The organism is Halorarius halobius (assembly GCF_024298865.1).
GTDB lineage: Archaea > Halobacteriota > Halobacteria > Halobacteriales > Haloarculaceae > Halorarius > Halorarius halobius.
This window is the reverse complement of the sequence record NZ_CP101161.1, coordinates 1,618,333-1,636,003: the sequence shown is the minus strand read 5'-3', so window position 1 is coordinate 1,636,003 and position 17,671 is coordinate 1,618,333. Positions and strand designations below refer to the sequence as shown.

16 protein-coding genes are annotated in these 17,671 nt (G+C 64.7%); 7 read left to right on the top strand and 9 right to left on the bottom strand.

Features of this window, described 5'->3' with window-relative positions:
* Positions 1 to 25 precede the first annotated feature (25 nt).
* The 6 genes from NL112_RS08485 to NL112_RS08460 form a co-directional block, all read right to left on the bottom strand.
* Entirely contained in the window at positions 26 to 1,078 is a 1,053-nt protein-coding gene (locus NL112_RS08485; RefSeq protein WP_255152256.1) for an ABC transporter ATP-binding protein, read from the bottom strand.
* Positions 1,079 to 2,224 carry an ABC transporter ATP-binding protein gene (locus NL112_RS08480; RefSeq protein WP_255152255.1) on the bottom strand — a complete coding sequence of 382 codons (1,146 nt, stop codon included), beginning with the start codon at positions 2,222 to 2,224 and terminating at the stop codon, positions 1,079 to 1,081.
* Positions 2,221 to 3,120, bottom strand: a complete 900-nt coding sequence (locus tag NL112_RS08475; RefSeq protein WP_255152253.1) for an ABC transporter permease — start codon at positions 3,118 to 3,120, stop codon at positions 2,221 to 2,223. The genes NL112_RS08480 and NL112_RS08475 overlap by 4 nt, the downstream gene beginning before the upstream one ends.
* Position 3,121: 1 nt before the next feature.
* On the bottom strand, positions 3,122 to 4,141 hold the full coding sequence (locus NL112_RS08470; protein WP_255152251.1) for an ABC transporter permease: 1,020 nt from the start codon (positions 4,139 to 4,141) through the stop codon (positions 3,122 to 3,124).
* A gap of 89 nt (positions 4,142 to 4,230) precedes the next feature.
* Positions 4,231 to 5,868, bottom strand: a complete 1,638-nt coding sequence (locus tag NL112_RS08465) for an ABC transporter substrate-binding protein (RefSeq protein ID WP_255152250.1) — start codon at positions 5,866 to 5,868, stop codon at positions 4,231 to 4,233.
* 396 nt (positions 5,869 to 6,264) lie between these two features.
* A complete protein-coding gene (locus NL112_RS08460) occupies positions 6,265 to 7,011 on the bottom strand; it encodes a HoxN/HupN/NixA family nickel/cobalt transporter (RefSeq protein WP_255152248.1) in 747 nt (248 codons plus the stop codon).
* 230 nt (positions 7,012 to 7,241) lie between these two features.
* Between NL112_RS08460 and NL112_RS08455 the strand changes: the two genes are divergently transcribed.
* Genes NL112_RS08455 through NL112_RS08425 form a run of 7 tightly spaced genes read left to right on the top strand, consistent with a single transcriptional unit; the run spans position 7,242 to position 12,542 of the window.
* On the top strand, positions 7,242 to 7,661 hold the full coding sequence (locus tag NL112_RS08455; protein ID WP_255152246.1) for an urease subunit beta: 420 nt from the start codon (positions 7,242 to 7,244) through the stop codon (positions 7,659 to 7,661).
* Positions 7,658 to 9,364 (top strand): urease subunit alpha, encoded by a 1,707-nt coding sequence (ureC, locus tag NL112_RS08450; RefSeq protein ID WP_255152244.1) that lies wholly within the window; start codon positions 7,658 to 7,660, stop codon positions 9,362 to 9,364. Before NL112_RS08455 ends, ureC begins: the two co-directional genes overlap by 4 nt.
* A gap of 2 nt (positions 9,365 to 9,366) precedes the next feature.
* Entirely contained in the window at positions 9,367 to 9,723 is a 357-nt protein-coding gene (locus NL112_RS08445; RefSeq protein WP_255152242.1) for an urease subunit gamma, read from the top strand.
* Positions 9,720 to 10,349 (top strand): urease accessory protein UreG, encoded by a 630-nt coding sequence (gene ureG, locus NL112_RS08440; protein ID WP_255152241.1) that lies wholly within the window; start codon positions 9,720 to 9,722, stop codon positions 10,347 to 10,349. Before NL112_RS08445 ends, ureG begins: the two co-directional genes overlap by 4 nt.
* Positions 10,349 to 11,278 (top strand): urease accessory protein UreD, encoded by a 930-nt coding sequence (locus tag NL112_RS08435; RefSeq protein WP_255152240.1) that lies wholly within the window; start codon positions 10,349 to 10,351, stop codon positions 11,276 to 11,278. Before ureG ends, NL112_RS08435 begins: the two co-directional genes overlap by 1 nt.
* Positions 11,278 to 11,856 (top strand): urease accessory protein UreE, encoded by a 579-nt coding sequence (locus NL112_RS08430; protein WP_255152239.1) that lies wholly within the window; start codon positions 11,278 to 11,280, stop codon positions 11,854 to 11,856. The genes NL112_RS08435 and NL112_RS08430 overlap by 1 nt, the downstream gene beginning before the upstream one ends.
* Complete coding sequence (locus NL112_RS08425) at positions 11,853 to 12,542, top strand: urease accessory protein UreF (protein ID WP_255152238.1); 690 nt, start codon at positions 11,853 to 11,855, stop codon at positions 12,540 to 12,542. Before NL112_RS08430 ends, NL112_RS08425 begins: the two co-directional genes overlap by 4 nt.
* Before the next feature lie 56 nt (positions 12,543 to 12,598).
* Here the strand turns inward: NL112_RS08425 and NL112_RS08420 are convergent, their stop codons facing one another.
* The 3 genes from NL112_RS08420 to NL112_RS08410 are packed head-to-tail and all read right to left on the bottom strand — an operon-like array spanning position 12,599 to position 17,663.
* A complete protein-coding gene (locus NL112_RS08420) occupies positions 12,599 to 13,915 on the bottom strand; it encodes a M28 family metallopeptidase (RefSeq protein ID WP_255152237.1) in 1,317 nt (438 codons plus the stop codon).
* The gene (locus tag NL112_RS08415) at positions 13,912 to 15,639 is read right to left on the bottom strand and encodes a hydantoinase B/oxoprolinase family protein (RefSeq protein WP_255152236.1); all 1,728 of its coding nucleotides are present in this window, start codon (positions 15,637 to 15,639) and stop codon (positions 13,912 to 13,914) included. Before NL112_RS08415 ends, NL112_RS08420 begins: the two co-directional genes overlap by 4 nt.
* Positions 15,636 to 17,663, bottom strand: coding sequence for a hydantoinase/oxoprolinase family protein (locus NL112_RS08410; protein WP_255152235.1), 2,028 nt, complete (start codon positions 17,661 to 17,663; stop codon positions 15,636 to 15,638). Before NL112_RS08410 ends, NL112_RS08415 begins: the two co-directional genes overlap by 4 nt.
* Between the last annotated feature and the right edge of the window lie 8 nt (positions 17,664 to 17,671).

Here is a 17,671-nt window from a genome sequence, read left to right as displayed (position 1 = left end):
AAAGCTGTTCGGGGCCCTCCTGGGCTCACCAGGGGGGGCCGTCCGGTTCGTGGTCGGCGTCGTGGAGGAAGCACCGAGTGTAGTGGCTCTCGCCGACGTCGTAGAACTCGGGTTCCGCGTTCGCACACGCGGGGAACTCATGCTTGCAACGCGATCGGAACGCACAGCCGCTCGGTTTCTCGCGGGGGTCGGGGATCTCGCCCTCGAGCGTGATGTCGCCGGGCTTCAGGCGCTCGTCGGCCTCGCTGATGGTCGGAATCGCGGACAGCAACGCCCGCGTGTATGGGTGCTGTGGGTTCCGGAACACCCTCTCGGTGGGGCCTACCTCGACGAGGCGCCCGAGGTACATGACTCCGATCCAGTCGGCGATGTTCTTCACGAGCGAGAGGTCGTGCGTGATGAACAGGTAGGTGAGGCCGAACCGTTCCTGCAGATCCTCGAAGAGGTTGACGATGCGGGCCTGGACGCTCACGTCGAGTGCGCTCGTCGGTTCGTCGAGGACGACGAACTCGGGGTTCGCGGCGACGGCGCGGGCGATGCCGACGCGTTGCTTCTGCCCGCCGGACAGCGCCGTCGGATGGCGGTGCAGGTACTCCTGGGGGAGACCGACGATCTCGAGCAGTTCCGAGGCCCGTTCCGTCCGCTCGGCTTCGGAGCCGATGTCGTGGATGCGCATCGGTTCGGTGATGATCTGGCGGACACGCTTGCGAGGGTTCAGGCTCGACGTCGGATCCTGGAACACGACCTGCATATGTCGGCGGAACGCGCGCATCTCGCGCTTCGAGAGGTCGCCGAGTTGCTGGCCAGCGACCTCGACGGAGCCGGCTGTCGGCGTGTGGAGATGCAACAGGGTCTTGCCGAGCGTCGTCTTCCCGGAGCCCGACTCGCCGACGAGGCCGAACGTCTCGCCTTTCGGGATGCTGAACGAGACGCCGTCCACCGCACGGACCTTGCCGGTCTGACCGCCCAACAGCCCCTCGTTGACGGGGAAGTGCTTCTTCACGTCGACGGCCCGCACCGCCTGCTCGGCGTCGGGCTTGATCTCCAGCGGCCCGTCGAAGGTCACCTGCTGGGACATCTACTGATCCTCCCCCTCTTCCGGCATCATCGTCCGGACCGACTCGTCGGTCGTCTCTTCGTCCCACGGCGGCGGCCCGATGTACACGTCTTCACGCGCCAGTTCCGAGTGCCGCTCGAACACCGGCGCACCCTCGTAGAGGTGGCAACCGACGGACCGGTCGGGACCGACTGACCGCTGGAACGGATGGACCTCGGTACACTCCGGTTCGGCATGTGAACACCGGGGAGCGAACCGACAACCGGTCGGAGGCGCGGTGTAGTCGGGGATTTCACCCGGAATGCCGCTCCCGATATCCCGCGACAGTTGCGGAATGCTGTCGAGAAGACCACGAGTGTAGGGATGTTTCGGCGCTTCGAACAACTCGCTTGTTGGTCCGTGCTCGACGATCTCTCCTGCGTACATGACGTTAATCTCTTGGCTTACCTGCCGTGCAACACCGAGGTCGTGTGTAATGTAGAGAACGCTCGCGTCCGTTTCCTCGATCATCTCGTTCAGCAACGAGAGGATCTTGTCTTCGGTCGTTACGTCCAGTGCGGTTCCGGGTTCGTCGGCGATCAGTAACTCCGGCTCCGAGAGCAATGCAATCGCGATGAGGACACGTTGCCGCATCCCCCCCGACAGTTCGACCGGATACGACTCGAACACGCGTTCGGGAGCCGGGATGTTCACGCGGTCAAGCATGTCGAGGGCGCGCTCGCGGTGCTCGCTGTTGTCGCTGAACTTCGACCGGACGTACTTCGTCACCCCGACACGCCGCTCGCCCTGCCAGCGGAGCACGTCGAGCATCTGCTCGCCGACCGTGAAGATGGGGTTGAGCGCCGTCATCGGGTTCTGGAGGATCATGCTGATCTGTTGCCCCCGGTACTGCCGCATCTCCTCGTCCGGAAGCCCGAGCAGTTCCTGCCCGCGGAACTTGATCGAGCCCTTGGGAATCTTCGCCGGCGGCTGTGACAGGAGTCCGAGGATGGATTTGACGGTCACGCTCTTCCCACAGCCGGTTTCGCCGACGAGTGCGACCGTCTCGCCTTCCTCGATTGTCAGGTCGACGCCGTTGATCACCTCGGCGGTCCCTGACGATGTCGCGAACTGAACGTGGAGGTTCTCGACCTCGAGTAGCGGACCCTCGCCGCGATCGGCGCTCATTCGTCCACCTCCACGTCGAACATGTCACGAAGACCGTCCCCGAGCAGGTTAAATCCTAGCACCGTGAACGAGATCGCCAGCCCCGGGAACGTCGCCATCCACCACTCGCTGGTGACGTGATCACGGCCGATGGAAATCATCGCGCCCCACGTGGGGGTCGGCGGTTGGGCACCGAGCCCGAGGAACGACAGCGCGGCCCCGACGAGGATGACCGCGCCCATGTCGAGGGTCGCCTTGACCGTGAGCGGAGCGACGATGTTGGGCAGGATCTCCTTGAACGCCACCCGGAACCAACCCGCACCGAGTGACTCGCTGGCCTCGACGAACTCCTCTTCCTTCACCGAGAGCACCTCGCCCTGTACGAGCCGCGCGTACCACGTCCACCAGCCGAACGCGATCGCTATCATGGCGTTCCACAGGTTCGCCGACAGCACGGCCGTTATCGCCAACGCGAGCAGTATGGGCGGGATGGCAAGGAAGATGTCCGTGACGCGCATGATGACGGTGTTCACCCAGCCACCGAGATACCCCGCGAGGAGTCCGAGCGGGACGCCGATGGCGATGGCGATGCTCACGACGACCAGCCCCATCAACAGCGAGATACGTGCGCCGAACATCACCCGGCTCAGCACGTCGCGGCCGACGGCGTCGGTGCCCATCGGGTGTTCCAGGCTCGGCGGTTCGCCGGTCTGGTCGAAGTGAAGCGTGTCCCCCGAATCCTCGGGATACGGTGCAAGTACCGGTGCGAACACGGCGGTCAGTATCACGATCAGGATGATGAGTAGCCCCACCACCGAAAGCGGATTCTGGAACAGCCGGCGCTGTGCCTTCGCGAGGTCGCGGAGTCGCTGGCGGACCGATTCGTCCAGGCTCGACTGGCCATCGAACACGCTCATATCACTCACCCTCCATGATTATCCGCGGGTCGAGATAGCCGTACAGCAGGTCGACGACGAGGTTCGTGAGCACGTAGATGACCCCGACGACCATCGTGATGCCGATGATGGCGTTCGTGTCGGAAAACAGGATGGCGTTGACGCCGTACTTCGCCATCCCCGGCCAGACGAACACGATCTCGACGAGGAACGCGTTCCCCACGAGGAACCCGAAGTCGAGCCCGATGATCGTCAGCGCGCTCGAGAACGCGTTCTTCAGGATGTACTTGTACTCGATGAGCCGCCGTGGGAGCCCGTACGACTGGGACGCCAGCACGTAGTCCTTCCGTAGCTCCTCGACGACGTCCGAGCGGATGTAGCGGGCGATGCGTGCCAGCGACGAGAGCCCGAGTGCCGTCGCCGGGAGGATGAGATGCGTTCCGGCGGCGACGAACTTCGACCACTGGCCGGCGACAGCGCTGTCGATGAGGTAAAACCCGGTGAGTTGCGGCGGGGCCTCCATCCCACTCGGGAGCCGGCCGGTCAGCGGCAGGAGCCCGAGCCACGCGACGAAGATTATCTGGAAGACGATCGCGATCCAGAACCGTGGCATCGAGACGCCGAGGAACGCCAACACCCGAGAGATGTGGTCCGGCCAGCGGTCCTTGTTCGTCGCCGCGATCATGCCCAGCGGGATGGCGAACAGGACCGCGAAGAACAACGAGACGACGACCAGCTCGAGGGTCGCGGCGAACCGGATCGAGATGTCGTGGAACACGTTGTTGTAGGTGCGAAGCGAGATGCCCCAGTCGCCCTGGAGCACGCCCGTGACCCAGTCTATGTACTGGACCCAGATCGGATCGTTCAGCCCGAGCTCGCGTCTGAACTCCCGGATCTGCTCCTGTGTCGCCTGGGGGCCGAGGGCTGCGGCGACCGGATCACCGGGCACGACCCGGGCGATCACGAAGATGAGAACGGACAGTCCAATCAGTACCGGAACGCTCTGTATGGCGCGGCGGAGTACGAACGCGGAACGCTTCATGAATGGTCGTTGGTGTTGGCTTGGTAGGGGGGATGTTATAGCTATCGGGAACCGTGGTCAGGGACCGGCTCGGAACCGTGGGGGACGCATCACGCCCTGTACCAGTCTTTGAAGTAGATGTCGTAGCCCATTGCTCCGCGGTACTTCCACCCCTCGATGGAGTTGTTCAGCGGCATCAACACGGGCATCTGTGCGACGAACAGCGCGGGATGCTGGTCCTGGATGATCGTCTGTGCCTCGTTCCACAGCTGGAGCTTCTGATCGGTGTCGGACGTCGCGACGGCGTTCGTCATCTTGGTCTGGAGCTCCTCCGTCGAGAACCAGTGGCCGCCGTTCGTGGTGCCGAACGCCGACGGCATGAACAGCCCGTTCAGGAAACTGAACGCCGACGGAATCGTGCTCGGCGAGAACAGGTGATAGAAGTGCGGCGACGTGTCCTTGCTCTGGACCCGTTCCGCGAGTGCGGGGAACTGCTCCTGGACCAGCTCCACGTTCTCGATACCGATCTCATTCAGGTTGTTGCGCAACAGCAACGCTGCCTGTCGGTTGGTCGGCAGGCTCGGGTCGTAGGAGTCCTCCATCGTGACGGAGTTGATCTCCTCGAGGGAGTACTCCGATTTCTCCAGTTCCGCCTGCGCCTTGTCGAGGTCGCGGGTGATCGGGCTGAGGTCGTCGTTGTGCCCGGCCAGCGGGCCGGGAACGGGCCCCGCCATCTGCGTGCCGCCGAGAATCTCGTTGATGGCGGTCTCGTAGTCGTACGCGTAGGAGATCGCCCGCCGGACGTGGATGTCGTCGAGCGGCTTCTTCTGCGTGTGCTGGAAGATGTAGTAGGCGTTCGTGGAGTTCTCCCGCTCCTGGTGCATCTCGACGTTGTCGAACTTCGCGATCTCCCGTTTCGTCGTGTCCGGGAAGAACAGGTGGACCCCGTGAGCGTCGCCCCGCTGGAACATCGTCTTGATCGTCGACACCTCGTTGACGAGGCGCCACTGGACGCGGTCGAGCCGGTTGTCCGGCCACCCGCCCCAGTGGTCGTCGTACGCCTCCAGCATGATCGACGAGTTCGCCTGATCCCACTGGCCGAGCTGGTACGGGCCGGATCCCTCCACGTTCGTCTGGAGGTAGCCGGAGCCGTAGTCGCCGCCAGAGGCCTCGGGTTCGACGGCGCTCTTGTTGACGATGAACAGCCGCGTGAGCGCGGACGGGAGGATGCTGAACGGCTGTTGTAGCTCGAACCGAACGGTCGTCTCGTCGACGGCCGTCGTGTCTCCCTCGCTCAGAACGCCGCTGAACAGGTACGAGTACCCCTGTCCGATACCGAGAAGCCGGTCCATCGAGTACGCGACGTCCTCGGCGGTCAGCGTCTCACCGTCGTGGAAGGTGACGTCGTCTCGGAGCGTGAACTCCCACGTCGTGCCTCCGTTGGACGTCGACCAGTCCGTCGCGACGTGGGCTGTCGGCTCCTGGCTCTCTGGATCGACGAACAGCAACGGGTCGTACAGGTTGACTGCCAGCGTCGACGTCTGGAGGAACTGGTGGCTCGCGGGGTCGAGCGTCGACACCTCACCGGACCCGATGTACGTCACCAGTTCGGCGCTGTTGTCGCCGCCATCGCCGTTGGAGTCGTCGGAATCGTCGGGGGACGTGGACCCGTCGTCGGTCGGAGTTCCACTGCCACCACCGTTCGGTGTATTCTGACTCGAACAACCCGCGAGAACCGTAGTTCCCACACCGACCCCCGCATATTTTAATAACTCTCTTCGGTCATACAGCTCTCTGTTACGGGCTGGCATACTACAAGCGTAGCTTGCTTCGACCATTAAAATATCTTTGGGTGCTGTTGTCACCCCCACGGATTCGAGAAGACCGAATCGCTGGCCGGGGCCACACCACGACCCGTATCGAGTTCGAGCCATACCCAGTCCAGTTCTTCCAGCGATTCCGAGTGCGAGCACCCCCCCTTGGCCACTACCCCGACACGGTATCGAGTACCCAGCTGGAGTGGATTGCGGATGCAGCTACTGGGGACGCTCGGTCGCAATTGGTGTGCTTCGACAGGCTGCTCAGTCAGCGGTAACTGATGGAGTACAACCCCCGAGTTGCTGTTCGTCGAAACCCGCCGATAATCAGGGAAAAACCGCCGGGACAGCCTCCAGCAGGAGTGAAGCGGCGAGCACGGCGACCGCGAGCCCGCCGACCACCTGCACGACCCCGTAGACGGTCGGGGCCCGTTCGTGGGTAAAATCGAACAGCACGCCCGTTCCAGCACCGACGAGGCTCATGGTTGCGGTGATGGCGATTCCGTAGGTCACAACGGCGAGCGAGACGACGGCCGGTCCAGACGTTGACAAGAGCGTCGAGGAGAACACGATCATCGAGACTGGGGGCGAGAGGGTGAACAGCGCTCCAACGACACCGGTTTTCAGGTAGGCGATGGCTCCATGTCCGTGTTCGTGAGCGTGCTTCTCTCCGGGTCGCCCACCGGCTCCCCGGAGCCGAGGGAGGTGAAGGTACAGGTGGCTGTGGGTGACGCCGTGATGTTCGTGCTCTTCGGTCTCGAGGACCGCCCGTAGTCCCCCGGCGACCATCGTCGCACCGAGCAATCCGAGGACGACGCCGACCCCGATGGTGCCAACGACAGCGAAGATCGGGTCGAGGGCCACACTATCGATCAACAGGTACGCGACGGAGAGCCACAGGACGACCAAGAGGACGTGCCCGAGGCTGAAGCAGGCGCCGACGATCGCGGACAATCGGGAGTTACGGTACTGGCTGGTGAGTGAGGAGATTCCGGCGACGTGGTCCGGTTCAATAGCATGAGTCAGCCCCAGTACGCCGGCAGTCGCGAGTGCCCCCAGGAGGGTCATGCTCATGTGCTACCACGGCAGTCATAGGAGATGGTAATCCGTCGGTGGGGCGAGGATCGGCGGTTGCCTCGTTTCATCAACAGTCAGTAATCCGAGTCGAGGAAAATAGATTCTTGACTGTGCAACTATTGTCCTGATTGCCTAGGTTTAAGACATTAGTCGTGAAATGCCAGTGTAATGCGCACATACGTATCGATACCGAGTGGACCACGTGACGAACGGGGGAAGCTATCTGGATGAGCAGCGAACTCGTTCCCGGCGAAATCCTTCCCGATAACGGAACCATCACGCTGAACGAAGGGCGCGAGACGACGGCAGTGACCGTCGGCAACACCGGCGACCGGCCCGTCCAGGTTGGTTCGCACTTCCACTTTTTCGAGGCCAACGCGGCGCTGGCATTCGACCGCGAAGCGGCTCTCGGAATGCGACTGAACATCCCTGCCGGGACAGCGGTTCGGTTTGAACCCGGCGATGAACAGACGGTCGAACTCGTCGATATCGGCGGCGAACGACGTGCACACGGTATGAACGGCCTCGTGAACGAGAGCGTCGATGGCGACCGGAAGGGAGCGCTTGAACGGATGCGAGCTGCCGGGTTCAGTAACACAGGCCGCTCCGACGACGAGACCACGGCGACCGGATCGGATACCGAATGACACGCAAGATCGACCGCAGCACGTACGCCGACCTGTACGGCCCTACGACCGGCGACCGGATCCGCCTCGGAGACACCGAACTCTTCGCCGAGGTCGAACGCGACCTCCGGACTCACGGCGACGAGGCGGTCTTCGGGGGCGGGAAGACGCTGCGGGACGGTCTCGGAATGGCGCCCAGCGTCACACAAAAGCAGGGTGCGCTCGACTGGGTCATCACCAACGCGACCGTTATCGACCCCGTCGTGGGAATCGTCGCGGGTGATATCGGCATCCGAGACGGTCGTATCGTTGGCGTCGGGAAAGCCGGTAACCCGGATACGATGGACGGTGTGGATATGGTCGTCGGGCCGTCGACGGACGCCTACCCCGCCGAGGGAAAGATTGCCACCGCCGGCGCCCTCGACATCCACGTCCACTGGAACTCGGCTCAACTTCACGAACACGCACTCTCGGCGGGAATTACCACGATGCTCGGCGGCGGCTACGGTGGTGGCGCGACCACCTGCACGACCGGTCCGGAGAATATCAAGCGGTTCCTGCAGGCCGCCGAGGAGTGGCCTGTCAACGTCGGCTTCTACGGGAAGGGGAACGCGTCGGAGCCGGAGCCGCTACGGGAGCAGGTTCTTGCCGGTGCCTGCGGGCTCAAACTCCACGAGGACTGGGGCTCGATGCCGGAGGCTATCGACACCTGTCTCGAGGTGGCCGACAAGGAGGACGTCCAAGTCTGCATGCACACGGACACGCTCAACGAGGCCGGCTTCGTCGAGAACACCTTCACAGCGGTCGACGGCCGGACGATGCACCTGTTCCACATCGAGGGGGCCGGTGGGGGCCACGCTCCAGACATCATGGAGATGGTTGGCGAGTCGAACATGTTACCCTCCTCGACGAACCCGTCGATGCCGTACACGGTCAATACGTTCGACGAGCACCTCGACATGGTGATGGTATGTCACCATCTCAACCCGGATGTCCCGGAGGACGTCGCGTTCGCCGAATCGCGGGTCCGTGCCGAGACGATTGCCGCGGAGGACGTCCTTCACGACATGGGTGCCATCTCGATGATGTCGTCCGACTCCCAAGCGATGGGACGGATGGCCGAGGTTGTCTCCCGAACCTGGCAGACAGCCTCGAAGATGAGATCACAGCGAGGCCCTCTCCCGGAGGACGAGGGGACCGAAGCGGACAACCAGCGGATCAAGCGCTACATCGCGAAGTACACTGTAAACCCCGCTCGCGCGGCCGGTATCGACGCGTACGTCGGGAGTATCGAGCCTGGCAAGGTAGCCGACGTCTGTCTATGGGACCCGGCGTTCTTCGGCGTCAAACCGTCGATGACGTTCAAGAGCGGTTTCCCAGTTCACTCGGAGATGGGTGAGGCCAACGGGTCGCTGATGACCTGCGAGCCGGTGATGCAGCGCCCGCGTGCCGGCGCGGTCGGGAAGGCGAAACACGGCCTCTCGCTGACGTTCGTCTCGCCGGCGGCTGCCGAGGCCGGTATCGGGACCGAGTACGGCCTTGAGAGCCGGGTCGTCCCCGTCGAAGGGGCACGCACCCTCAGCAAGCGCGATATGCTGCACAACGACTACTGTCCGGATGATATCGAGGTCGACCCGGAGACGTTCGCTGTCCGAGTCGACGGCGAGAGCGTCACCTGCGAACCAGTTTCCGAACTCCCACTCACACAACGGTACATGCTCTGACAATGAAACTCACGGCAAAAGAACGCGAACGGCTCACGCTGTTCACGGCGGCAGAGGTCGCTCGACGGCGCAAGGAACGCGGCGTCCTGCTCAACCACCCCGAGACAGTTGCGTACGTCAGCGACTGGTGTATCGAGCGGGCTCGAGAGGGCCAATCCGTAGCGGAAATACGGGCCGGAGCGACGCAGTTGCTCGGCCGTGACGATGTGATGGATGGCGTCCCGGAGATGATCGGGATGATACAGGTCGAACCGGTGTTCCCAGACGGAACGAAACTCGTCACCGTTCACGATCCTATCCGTTCGGACACGCTCGGCGGGCTCGGAGCCGACGGTGACGACGAGGAGACCGACAGATGAATCCCACGCCGACCTACCGTGACGTGGCGACCGTCGGAATCGGCGGTCCGGTCGGCTCCGGGAAGACATCGCTGCTCTCTGAGCTGGTGCCACGGCTCCGGGAAGAAGGACTCGAGGTCGGCGTAATCGCCAACGACATTCTCACACAGGAGGACGCTAACCGACTCCGTGAGCGGTTCGCTGGTGTGGTCCCCGAGGACTTGGTGGCCGGAGTCGAGACGGGCGCCTGTCCCCACACCGGTATCCGTGAAGACCCGTCGATGAACCTCCAGCAGATCGACGCCTTCCTCGCCGAGTACCCAGGGCTCGATCTCGTACTCGTCGAGAGCGGTGGGGACAACCTGGCGGCGACGTTCAACCCGGAGCTTGCCGACTACTGGCTGTACGTCATCAGCGTCGCCGAGGGCGACGATATCCCGCGAAAGCGCGGCCCCGGGGTCGTAGACTGTGACCTGCTCGTCATCAACAAGACTGACCTTGCACCGTACGTCGGGGCGGACCTGGAGGTCATGACGCGAGATGCCCGCGAGGTTCGAGACGGGCCGTTCGTTCTCACCAACTGCAAAGCGATCGACGGTATCGAGGCGGTACATGAGCACATCGTCGAAGGGGTACTGTTCGCCTGATGGCCGTGGAAGGACCCGGCACCGACGCCCACGACGTGCCACACCCGGCCTTTGAGGTGTACGCCACCGAGTCCGTGCCACAAGCTGCGGTCGGCTCACCGGGTAAGGATGGTGTGCTCGAGCTGACGTTCGCAGCCGGCGGGGACGGCACCACACTGGTCCGTGACTACGCCACGGCGCCGTTCCACGTTTCGGGGACGCTCGACCACGACCCGCATCCAGACGGGTCGACCGTGTTCGTCCAGTCGCCGGCAGGGAGCGTCGCACAGGGGGACCGGCACGATATCGACATTACTGTCGGATCCGACGCTGTCGCCCATGTCTCCACCCAGAGCGCGACGAAGGTCCACTCGATGACGCACAACTACGCGGGGGTGGATGGACGGCTCACCGTCGAGAAGGGGGGGCACCTCGACTACGTCCCGGAACCGACGATCGTCCACCCGAAGGCCCGCTACTGTCAGGATCTGACGGTCGAGATGTGTGCCGACGCGACGGCAATCCTCGCTGACGTGGTTGTTCCAGGCCGGTTGGCCCGCGGCGAGCGGTTCGCCTTCGAGCGATACTTCTCTCGGGTTCAGGTCCAAGGACCAGATGGACTCCTGTTCGCCGACACGGCCCACATCGCTCCTGAAAAATCTGCCCCGACCGCCCCGGGAGTCGTGGGCGAGTTCTCCGTCTACGGGACGCTGTTCATCGTCGCTCCCGACACCGATACCGACCCGGGCACGCTGAGTGACCGACTTCACGAGGTCGTCGCCGACCGCGAGGCCCGAGCGGGGGCGACTGAACTCCCGAACGCGGCTGGTGTGATGATCCGCGCACTCGGCGAGCGGTCCGAAGTCGTCACCGACGCGCTTCACGCCGCCTGGGACTGTGCTCGCCGGGACCTCGTCGGGGCACCGGCCCCCGAACGGAGGAAGTACTGATGGACATCGCAGACCGCTATCTCGGTCCTCAACAGGACCCCACTATCTCGGATCGGCTCGACGGTGAGAGCTACCTGACCGTCACTCTCTCGGATACGGAACGACGCCGCTCGCGGGTCCGCACCGAGACAGTCGACGGCCGAGAACTCGGGATCGTCGTCGGGCGGGAGCTCGAAGGCGGTGACGTGTTAGAGACCGAGTCCGGCGACCTAGTCATAGTCGAACTCGCGACTGTAGAGGCACTCGTCATCGACCTCTCGCCGACCGACTCGCCGACGGCGGCGCTCGAACTCGGACACGCTATCGGGAATCGCCACTGGAAGCTCGCACTCCGGGAATCGGAGGCCGTAATCCCGACGACGGAGTCCCGCGAACGCATGGAAGCGCTCGTGGGCGAGTGGCTCCCAGACGCAACCTGTCGGTACGAGGCGGTTCCGCCGACACTGTTCGGTGATGGCCGCGAGTCGGCCGGTCACGACGACAATCGCAGGCATGATGGCGACCACTCGCATGCCCACTCACATTCAGACCCGCTCTCTCTGGGCCAGTCGGGTGGCAACGACGGTGATGATAGATGAGCGACGACACCGCGTTGGAGGCGTTCAGACTGGGAGATTCCTTCCTACCGGTCGGCAGCTACACGGTCTCCTCGGGTCTTGAGCAGTTCGTCCAGAACGACCGAATCGAGAACGCAACCGATTTGGAGGCGCTGCTCCGGACCTACCTCCGACAGCAGGTCGGCAGAGCTGATTTGGTAGCCCTGCGGGCGGCCCACACCGGCGCTCGTGCTGATGATCTCGACGCCGTCAGTGCGGCCGACGATCGACTTGCGGCAGTGACGCTCTCCGCGGAGCTTCGAGAGACCGCTCAACGGTTGGGCGCCCGGCTCCTGTCGCTCGAACGCGACCTCCACGACGGAGGACACGTGGAGGCGTACGCCGAACGGGTCGATGCAGGAGCGACACCTGGGACCTACGCTGTCGTTCTTGGTTTGACCACAGGTTCGGCCGGGATCGAGGAGCGCCGAGCCTGTCTCCTGTACTGCCATGGGTTCACCACAGGGCTCGTCGGATCCGCACAACGACTGCTCTCATTCGGTCACACCGAGGCACAACGGCTAATCGACGGACTCACTCCGGCGATGATTGCTGCTGTCGACACGAGCGAGGGGCGCTCTCTCGACTCAATGGACCCGTTCTGCCCGCTCGTCGACATTCTATCCGCCGAGCACGAGCGTGCCGACCGGCGGTTGTTCGTGAGCTGACGCAATCTCTGCTAAGAGGACCAGGCACTCGCAACCGAACGAGGGGCCAGCGCGACTCAGAACGGCCAGCGACCGCTCGCTTCGAGTCCACGCCGGGTGTGCTCGGGGACCGCGTCCCGGACGTCGGCCGGATCGACCTGTCGAACGGTCGTGTCGTCGTTGGCCAGCTCGAGTACGCCCGCACCGAGTACGATGGCCATCTCGCGGAGGTCGCGGCGGTCCAGTTTGTCGAGCGTATCGCCGTGGGTGTGGCCCCAGCCTCTGCCACGCGTCTCGCGAACCGAGTTCGCGGTGGCCGCTGGGATCCCGCGTGAGACGAACGGCCAGTGATCGGAGTCCGGAATGACTTCACGTTCGAACGCGACGGGGACCTCCAGCGCGTCGGCCGCGGTATCGACGGCCGTCTCGATTCCCTCGAACCCCATCGTCTTCAGTTTCAGCGTCCGGCCAGTTCCAGCCGTGTCGACGTTCATCACGGCCTTCACGCGGTCAAGGTCGTGGGTCGCCGCCCACTGCTCCGAACCGCGGATGCCGATCTCTTCCGCGCCGAAGCCGACGAAGCGGACGCCGATGTCGAGTTGCTCCTCCAGCGGTGCGAGCAACGACGCGATCTCGACCAGCGTCGCACACCCGAGGCCGTTGTCCTCGGCCCCGTCACCGACGTCGTGGGCGTCGAGATGGGCCGTGACGAGCACCTCCCGCTCCGTCTCCGGCCCCAGGAACGCCTCGACGTTCCGTGATTCAGCCGTCCGGGACTCCGCGCTGACGGAAACCGAGACCGACTCCAGATCGCGCCGTCGCAACCACGACGCCACCTCCTTGCTGATTCCGACGCTCGGGATCGCGGCCGGCGACCGGTTCGGTGCACCGATGTGGCCCGTCGGCGGGAGACAGCCGTCGGCGTCGCCGGCGAGCACGAACCCGACGGACCCGTCGTCGACGGCACGACCGTACTTCTCCCAGCGCTGGACCCAGGGACTGTCCTCCGGCGCGCCTCTGGTCGCAAGCACCACCGCGTCCCCGACGTCGTGCTCCTCGAACGCCCCGGGCGTGCCGTGACCGAGGTCGGCGAGGGTCGCCGACACGTCGCCGCTCGGGCTGTTCGGGAGGGCGACGACCTCGTGGGATCCGTCGAACCGCCGGCCGTCGGCCTCGATCGCGGACTCACCGCGCCACCAGCCGTCGATCTCGAACGGTTGGATCTGGGTCCCGTCGACGCCGACCTCGCGCAACGCCTCCGCGAGCACCCTCGCGGCCTCGGCTTCGCCGTCGTGGCCGGCCATCCGGTCCAGGTCGACGAGCGTGTCGAGCAGGTCCCAGCCAGCCGTGCTGCGATACGCGCTACCGATCGCGGTGTCGGGAAACGGGGTCATCTCCCTCGGAGGTCCTCCGTCGCCTCTCGGTCGACCGTGCCGTCCTCGTCGACGACGACGCCGTACTCCTCGCGGGCCGCCTCCCGCGTGACGTAGCCGTCGAGGACATCCGCCCGTACCGCTTCCGGCGACCGCTCGTACGGGTCACCGTATCCGCCACCACCGGCTGTCCGGTTCGAGACGACCTCGTCGGGCGAAAATGAATCGCGGAAGGTTCCGGTCGACACCTCCTCGTCGGTGCCGGGCCGCAACACGACCGCGTTGCGAGCGCCCGGCTTGCCGCCGCCGATGCCCCAGTTGTCCGTCTTCGTCTTCTTCACCGTCGCCAGCGCCTTCGCATCCTCGAGGAACCGATAGTCACGCTTGACGCCGACACCGCCACGGTTTCGACCGGAACCGCCCGAGTCCGGACGAATCTCCAGATGTTCGATCCGGATGGGGGCCTTGTGCTCCAGTACCTCGATGGGCGTGTTCTGGACGTTCGTTTCGCTGATATGCATCACGCCGTTCGCGCCGTCGTGATCGTCGGTGCCGCCCCAGCCGACGCCCTCGTTGCAGCCCTCCATGAACATCCGTCCGGTGTCGGAGTCGGTCCCCCAGACCATGATCGCGCCGAGGTCACCACCGGAGGCGGCTGGGAGTCGGTCGGGCATCCCCTTCGAGAGGGCCTTGAAGATGGTCTCGACGCCGAGCATCGACGGCCACAGCGTGAACGTCGGCGCGGGGTGGGTCGCGTGAAACAGGTTCCCTTCCGGGGCCGTCACCGACAGCGGCTCGTAGTGGCCCGCGTTCGACGGCTCATCCGGCGTCGTCAGCGTCTTGAGCGCTAGTTTGCACGTCGTCTCGGTCATGCCGATGGGGACGTTCACCGGCCCGTCGACCTCGTCGGAGGACGCCGAAAAGTCGACCCTGAAGTCGTCCCCGTCGATAGTGACCTCGACCGCCATCTTCACCAACTCGTCGTTGATGCCGTCGTCGTCGAGATAGTCCTCGGCGTACCACGTGCCGTCGGGCAACTCGCGTAACGCCTCGCGGGCCTGGCCTTCCCCGTGGTCGAGGATGCGGTCGACTGCGTCGGTGACCGTCGCGCTGCCGTACCGCTCGTGGAGCTCCGTCAGCCGTCGGCGGCCGATCCGTATCGCCGCGACCTGGGCGTTCAGATCGCCGAGCGTCGCGCTCGGCATCCGGGAGTTGAACCGGAGGAGCTCGATGATCTCGTCGTCGGGCTCGCCCTCCTTGTACACCTTCGTCCCGGGGAACAGGATTCCCTCCTGGTACACCTCGGTCGAGTCGTGGACGTACGCCGCGTCCTTCGCGCCGATGTCGCGCCAGTGGGCACGGACGACGGTGTAGCCGATGATCTCCTCACCGTCGTCTTTGAACACGGGGGAGAACAGACACGGGTCGAGCGTATGGGCCGAACTCCAGTACGGGTAGTTCATCATCACCACGTCGCCCGGGTTCAGGTTCTCCTCGCCGACGTACTCGACGCCTTTCTTGATGCTGTAGTCGTTTGCACCCAGAAACATCGTCAACCCGGGCGAGTCGGCGACGAGGTTGAGGTCGGCGTCGTAAATCGAGATGCCGAAATCCAGCATCTCGTAGATGGTCGTGTTGTACGCCGTCCGAATGAGCGTCCGTTGCATCTCGTTGGCCGCCGAGTGCAGGTAGTTGCGGACGATCTCGACGGTCGCGGGGTCCGTCCGCGCGGTCGCTTTGCTCATTCCGATGCCTCCGAGATGATGAGGTGACCGTACTCGTCGACGGTCGCTCGCTGGTCGGAGTGGAAGACGATCGTCGTCGTGGGTTCGCGGACGATCGCCGGGCCCTCGACGGTGTCACCGGGTGCGAGCGACGCCCGCTGGATGACATCGAAGTCGACGAACGACTCCTCGGCGAAGCAGTACGCCTCGGTCGTCGTCGGCGACGCGTCGGAGACCGAGTCGGCCGACTGGAGCTCGGGCTTCTCGGTCGTCCCGATGGCCCGAACCCGGACGTGGACGGCCTCGGCGGGGTCGTCCATCGTGTGTCCGTAGCGGTCGGCATGGTGGGCCTCGAACCGCTCTTCGAGGTCGTCCAGCGAGCCGACATCGTCCGCCGGGACCTCGACGGTGTGTTCCTGGCCCAGATACCGCATCTCGACCGACCGCTCGAACTCGCATTCGTCGGCGTCGAACCCTTCGTCGGCGAGCGTCTCGCGACCCTCCTGTTCGAGTCGGTCGAAGTCGTCGACGAGCGACTCGTAGTCGGTCTCCGAGAGCACGCTGATGCGCGTCTGCGAGAAGTCGTAGACGACATCAGCCATCAGCATTCCCCACGCGGAGAAGACCGACGGCGCCTGCGGGATGAGGATCTCGTTCATCCCGAGTTCGCGGGCGAGCAACGGAGCGAACATCGGCCCTGCACCGCCGTAGGCACACATCGTGAACTCGCGGGGGTCGATCCCCTTCTCGACGGTGATCTCGCGGATTGCGCCGACGGTGTTCGCGAGCGTGACGTTGAAGATGCCCTCGCTGGCCTCGGTGATGGACATGTCCAGCGGGTCGGCGATCCGGTCGCCGATCCCCCGACTCGCGGCGTCCGCAGCGAGGTCCATCTCGCCGTCGAGGAACGCGTCGGCGTCAATGTACCCGAGCGCCACGGCCGCGTCCGTCAACGTCGGCTCCTCCCCGCCGTTGCCGTAGCAGATCGGGCCGGGGTCGGCGCCGGCGCTCTTGGGGCCGACCTTCAGGAGGCTCCCATCCAGCCAGGCGATCGAGCCGCCGCCTGCGCCGATCGTCCGGATGTCGTAGATGGGGATCATGACCGGCTGACCCTCGAGTGTCGCCTCGTACTCGACGGCGGGCGCGCCATCCTCGATGACGCAGGCGTCCAGACTCGTCCCGCCCATGTCGACGGCGATGAGGTTGTCGCGGTCGGTCCGGCGACCGACGAACGACGCGCCGATGAGCCCGCCGGCCGGCCCCGACAGGATGGTCTGGACTGGCGCGGTCTTGGCAGTGTCCGCAGCGAGCGCACCGCCGCCGGACCGGGTGATGAAGAACGGCGCGTCGAGCCCCCGGTCGTGGAGCGAGCCGCGGAGCTGGTCGACGTACGACTCGAAGATCGGCTTGATGTACGCGTCGAGCACCGTCGTCGACGTCCGCTCGTACTCGCGGTACTCGTTGGTGATGTCCGATGAGACCGACGTGCTCACCTCCGGATACTCCTCCTCGATGATCTCCGCGGCGCGTTGCTCGTGGTCGGGGTTCTTGTACGCGTGGAGGAAACAGACGGCGACCGATTCGACGCCCCACTCGTCGACGAGTTCGCTGACCGCATCGCGGACGGCCGCCTCGTCGAGGGGTTCGACGACCTCCCCGTCGGCGTCCATGCGGCCGGAGACACCGATGCGTCGCCGACGCTGTACCAGCTGTTCCGGGCGCTGGTAGGTGATGTTATACATCTCACCTTCCTCGACGTCGTAGCGGCCGAGTTCGAACACGTCCCGGAACCCTTCGTTGGTGATGATGCCGGTCGTCGCACCTTCTCGTTCGAGCAAGGCGTTCAGCCCGAGCGTCGTCCCATGGGTGAACGCACGGGTCTCCGACAGATCGACGTCCACCTTGTCGACGGCATCGAGCACGCCCTCCTTCGGGTCGGTCTCGGTCGTCGGCGCCTTCTCGAGGGAGATTTCTCCAGTATCCGGATCGAAAGTAATCGCATCGACGAACGTCCCGCCGATATCTACCGCTAGATGGTTGGGCATGTATACGT

Coding starts and splice junctions, on each gene's coding strand:
- NL112_RS08485 (WP_255152256.1), bottom strand. CDS start 1,078: ATGTCCCAGCAGGTGACCTTCGACGGGCCGCTGGAGATCAAGCCCGAC.
- NL112_RS08480 (WP_255152255.1), bottom strand. CDS start 2,224: ATGAGCGCCGATCGCGGCGAGGGTCCGCTACTCGAGGTCGAGAACCTC.
- NL112_RS08475 (WP_255152253.1), bottom strand. CDS start 3,120: ATGAGCGTGTTCGATGGCCAGTCGAGCCTGGACGAATCGGTCCGCCAG.
- NL112_RS08470 (WP_255152251.1), bottom strand. CDS start 4,141: ATGAAGCGTTCCGCGTTCGTACTCCGCCGCGCCATACAGAGCGTTCCG.
- NL112_RS08460 (WP_255152248.1), bottom strand. CDS start 7,011: ATGAGCATGACCCTCCTGGGGGCACTCGCGACTGCCGGCGTACTGGGG.
- NL112_RS08455 (WP_255152246.1), top strand. CDS start 7,242: ATGAGCAGCGAACTCGTTCCCGGCGAAATCCTTCCCGATAACGGAACC.
- ureC (WP_255152244.1), top strand. CDS start 7,658: ATGACACGCAAGATCGACCGCAGCACGTACGCCGACCTGTACGGCCCT.
- NL112_RS08445 (WP_255152242.1), top strand. CDS start 9,367: ATGAAACTCACGGCAAAAGAACGCGAACGGCTCACGCTGTTCACGGCG.
- ureG (WP_255152241.1), top strand. CDS start 9,720: ATGAATCCCACGCCGACCTACCGTGACGTGGCGACCGTCGGAATCGGC.
- NL112_RS08435 (WP_255152240.1), top strand. CDS start 10,349: ATGGCCGTGGAAGGACCCGGCACCGACGCCCACGACGTGCCACACCCG.
- NL112_RS08430 (WP_255152239.1), top strand. CDS start 11,278: ATGGACATCGCAGACCGCTATCTCGGTCCTCAACAGGACCCCACTATC.
- NL112_RS08425 (WP_255152238.1), top strand. CDS start 11,853: ATGAGCGACGACACCGCGTTGGAGGCGTTCAGACTGGGAGATTCCTTC.
- NL112_RS08420 (WP_255152237.1), bottom strand. CDS start 13,915: ATGACCCCGTTTCCCGACACCGCGATCGGTAGCGCGTATCGCAGCACG.
- NL112_RS08415 (WP_255152236.1), bottom strand. CDS start 15,639: ATGAGCAAAGCGACCGCGCGGACGGACCCCGCGACCGTCGAGATCGTC.
- NL112_RS08410 (WP_255152235.1), bottom strand. CDS start 17,663: ATGCCCAACCATCTAGCGGTAGATATCGGCGGGACGTTCGTCGATGCG.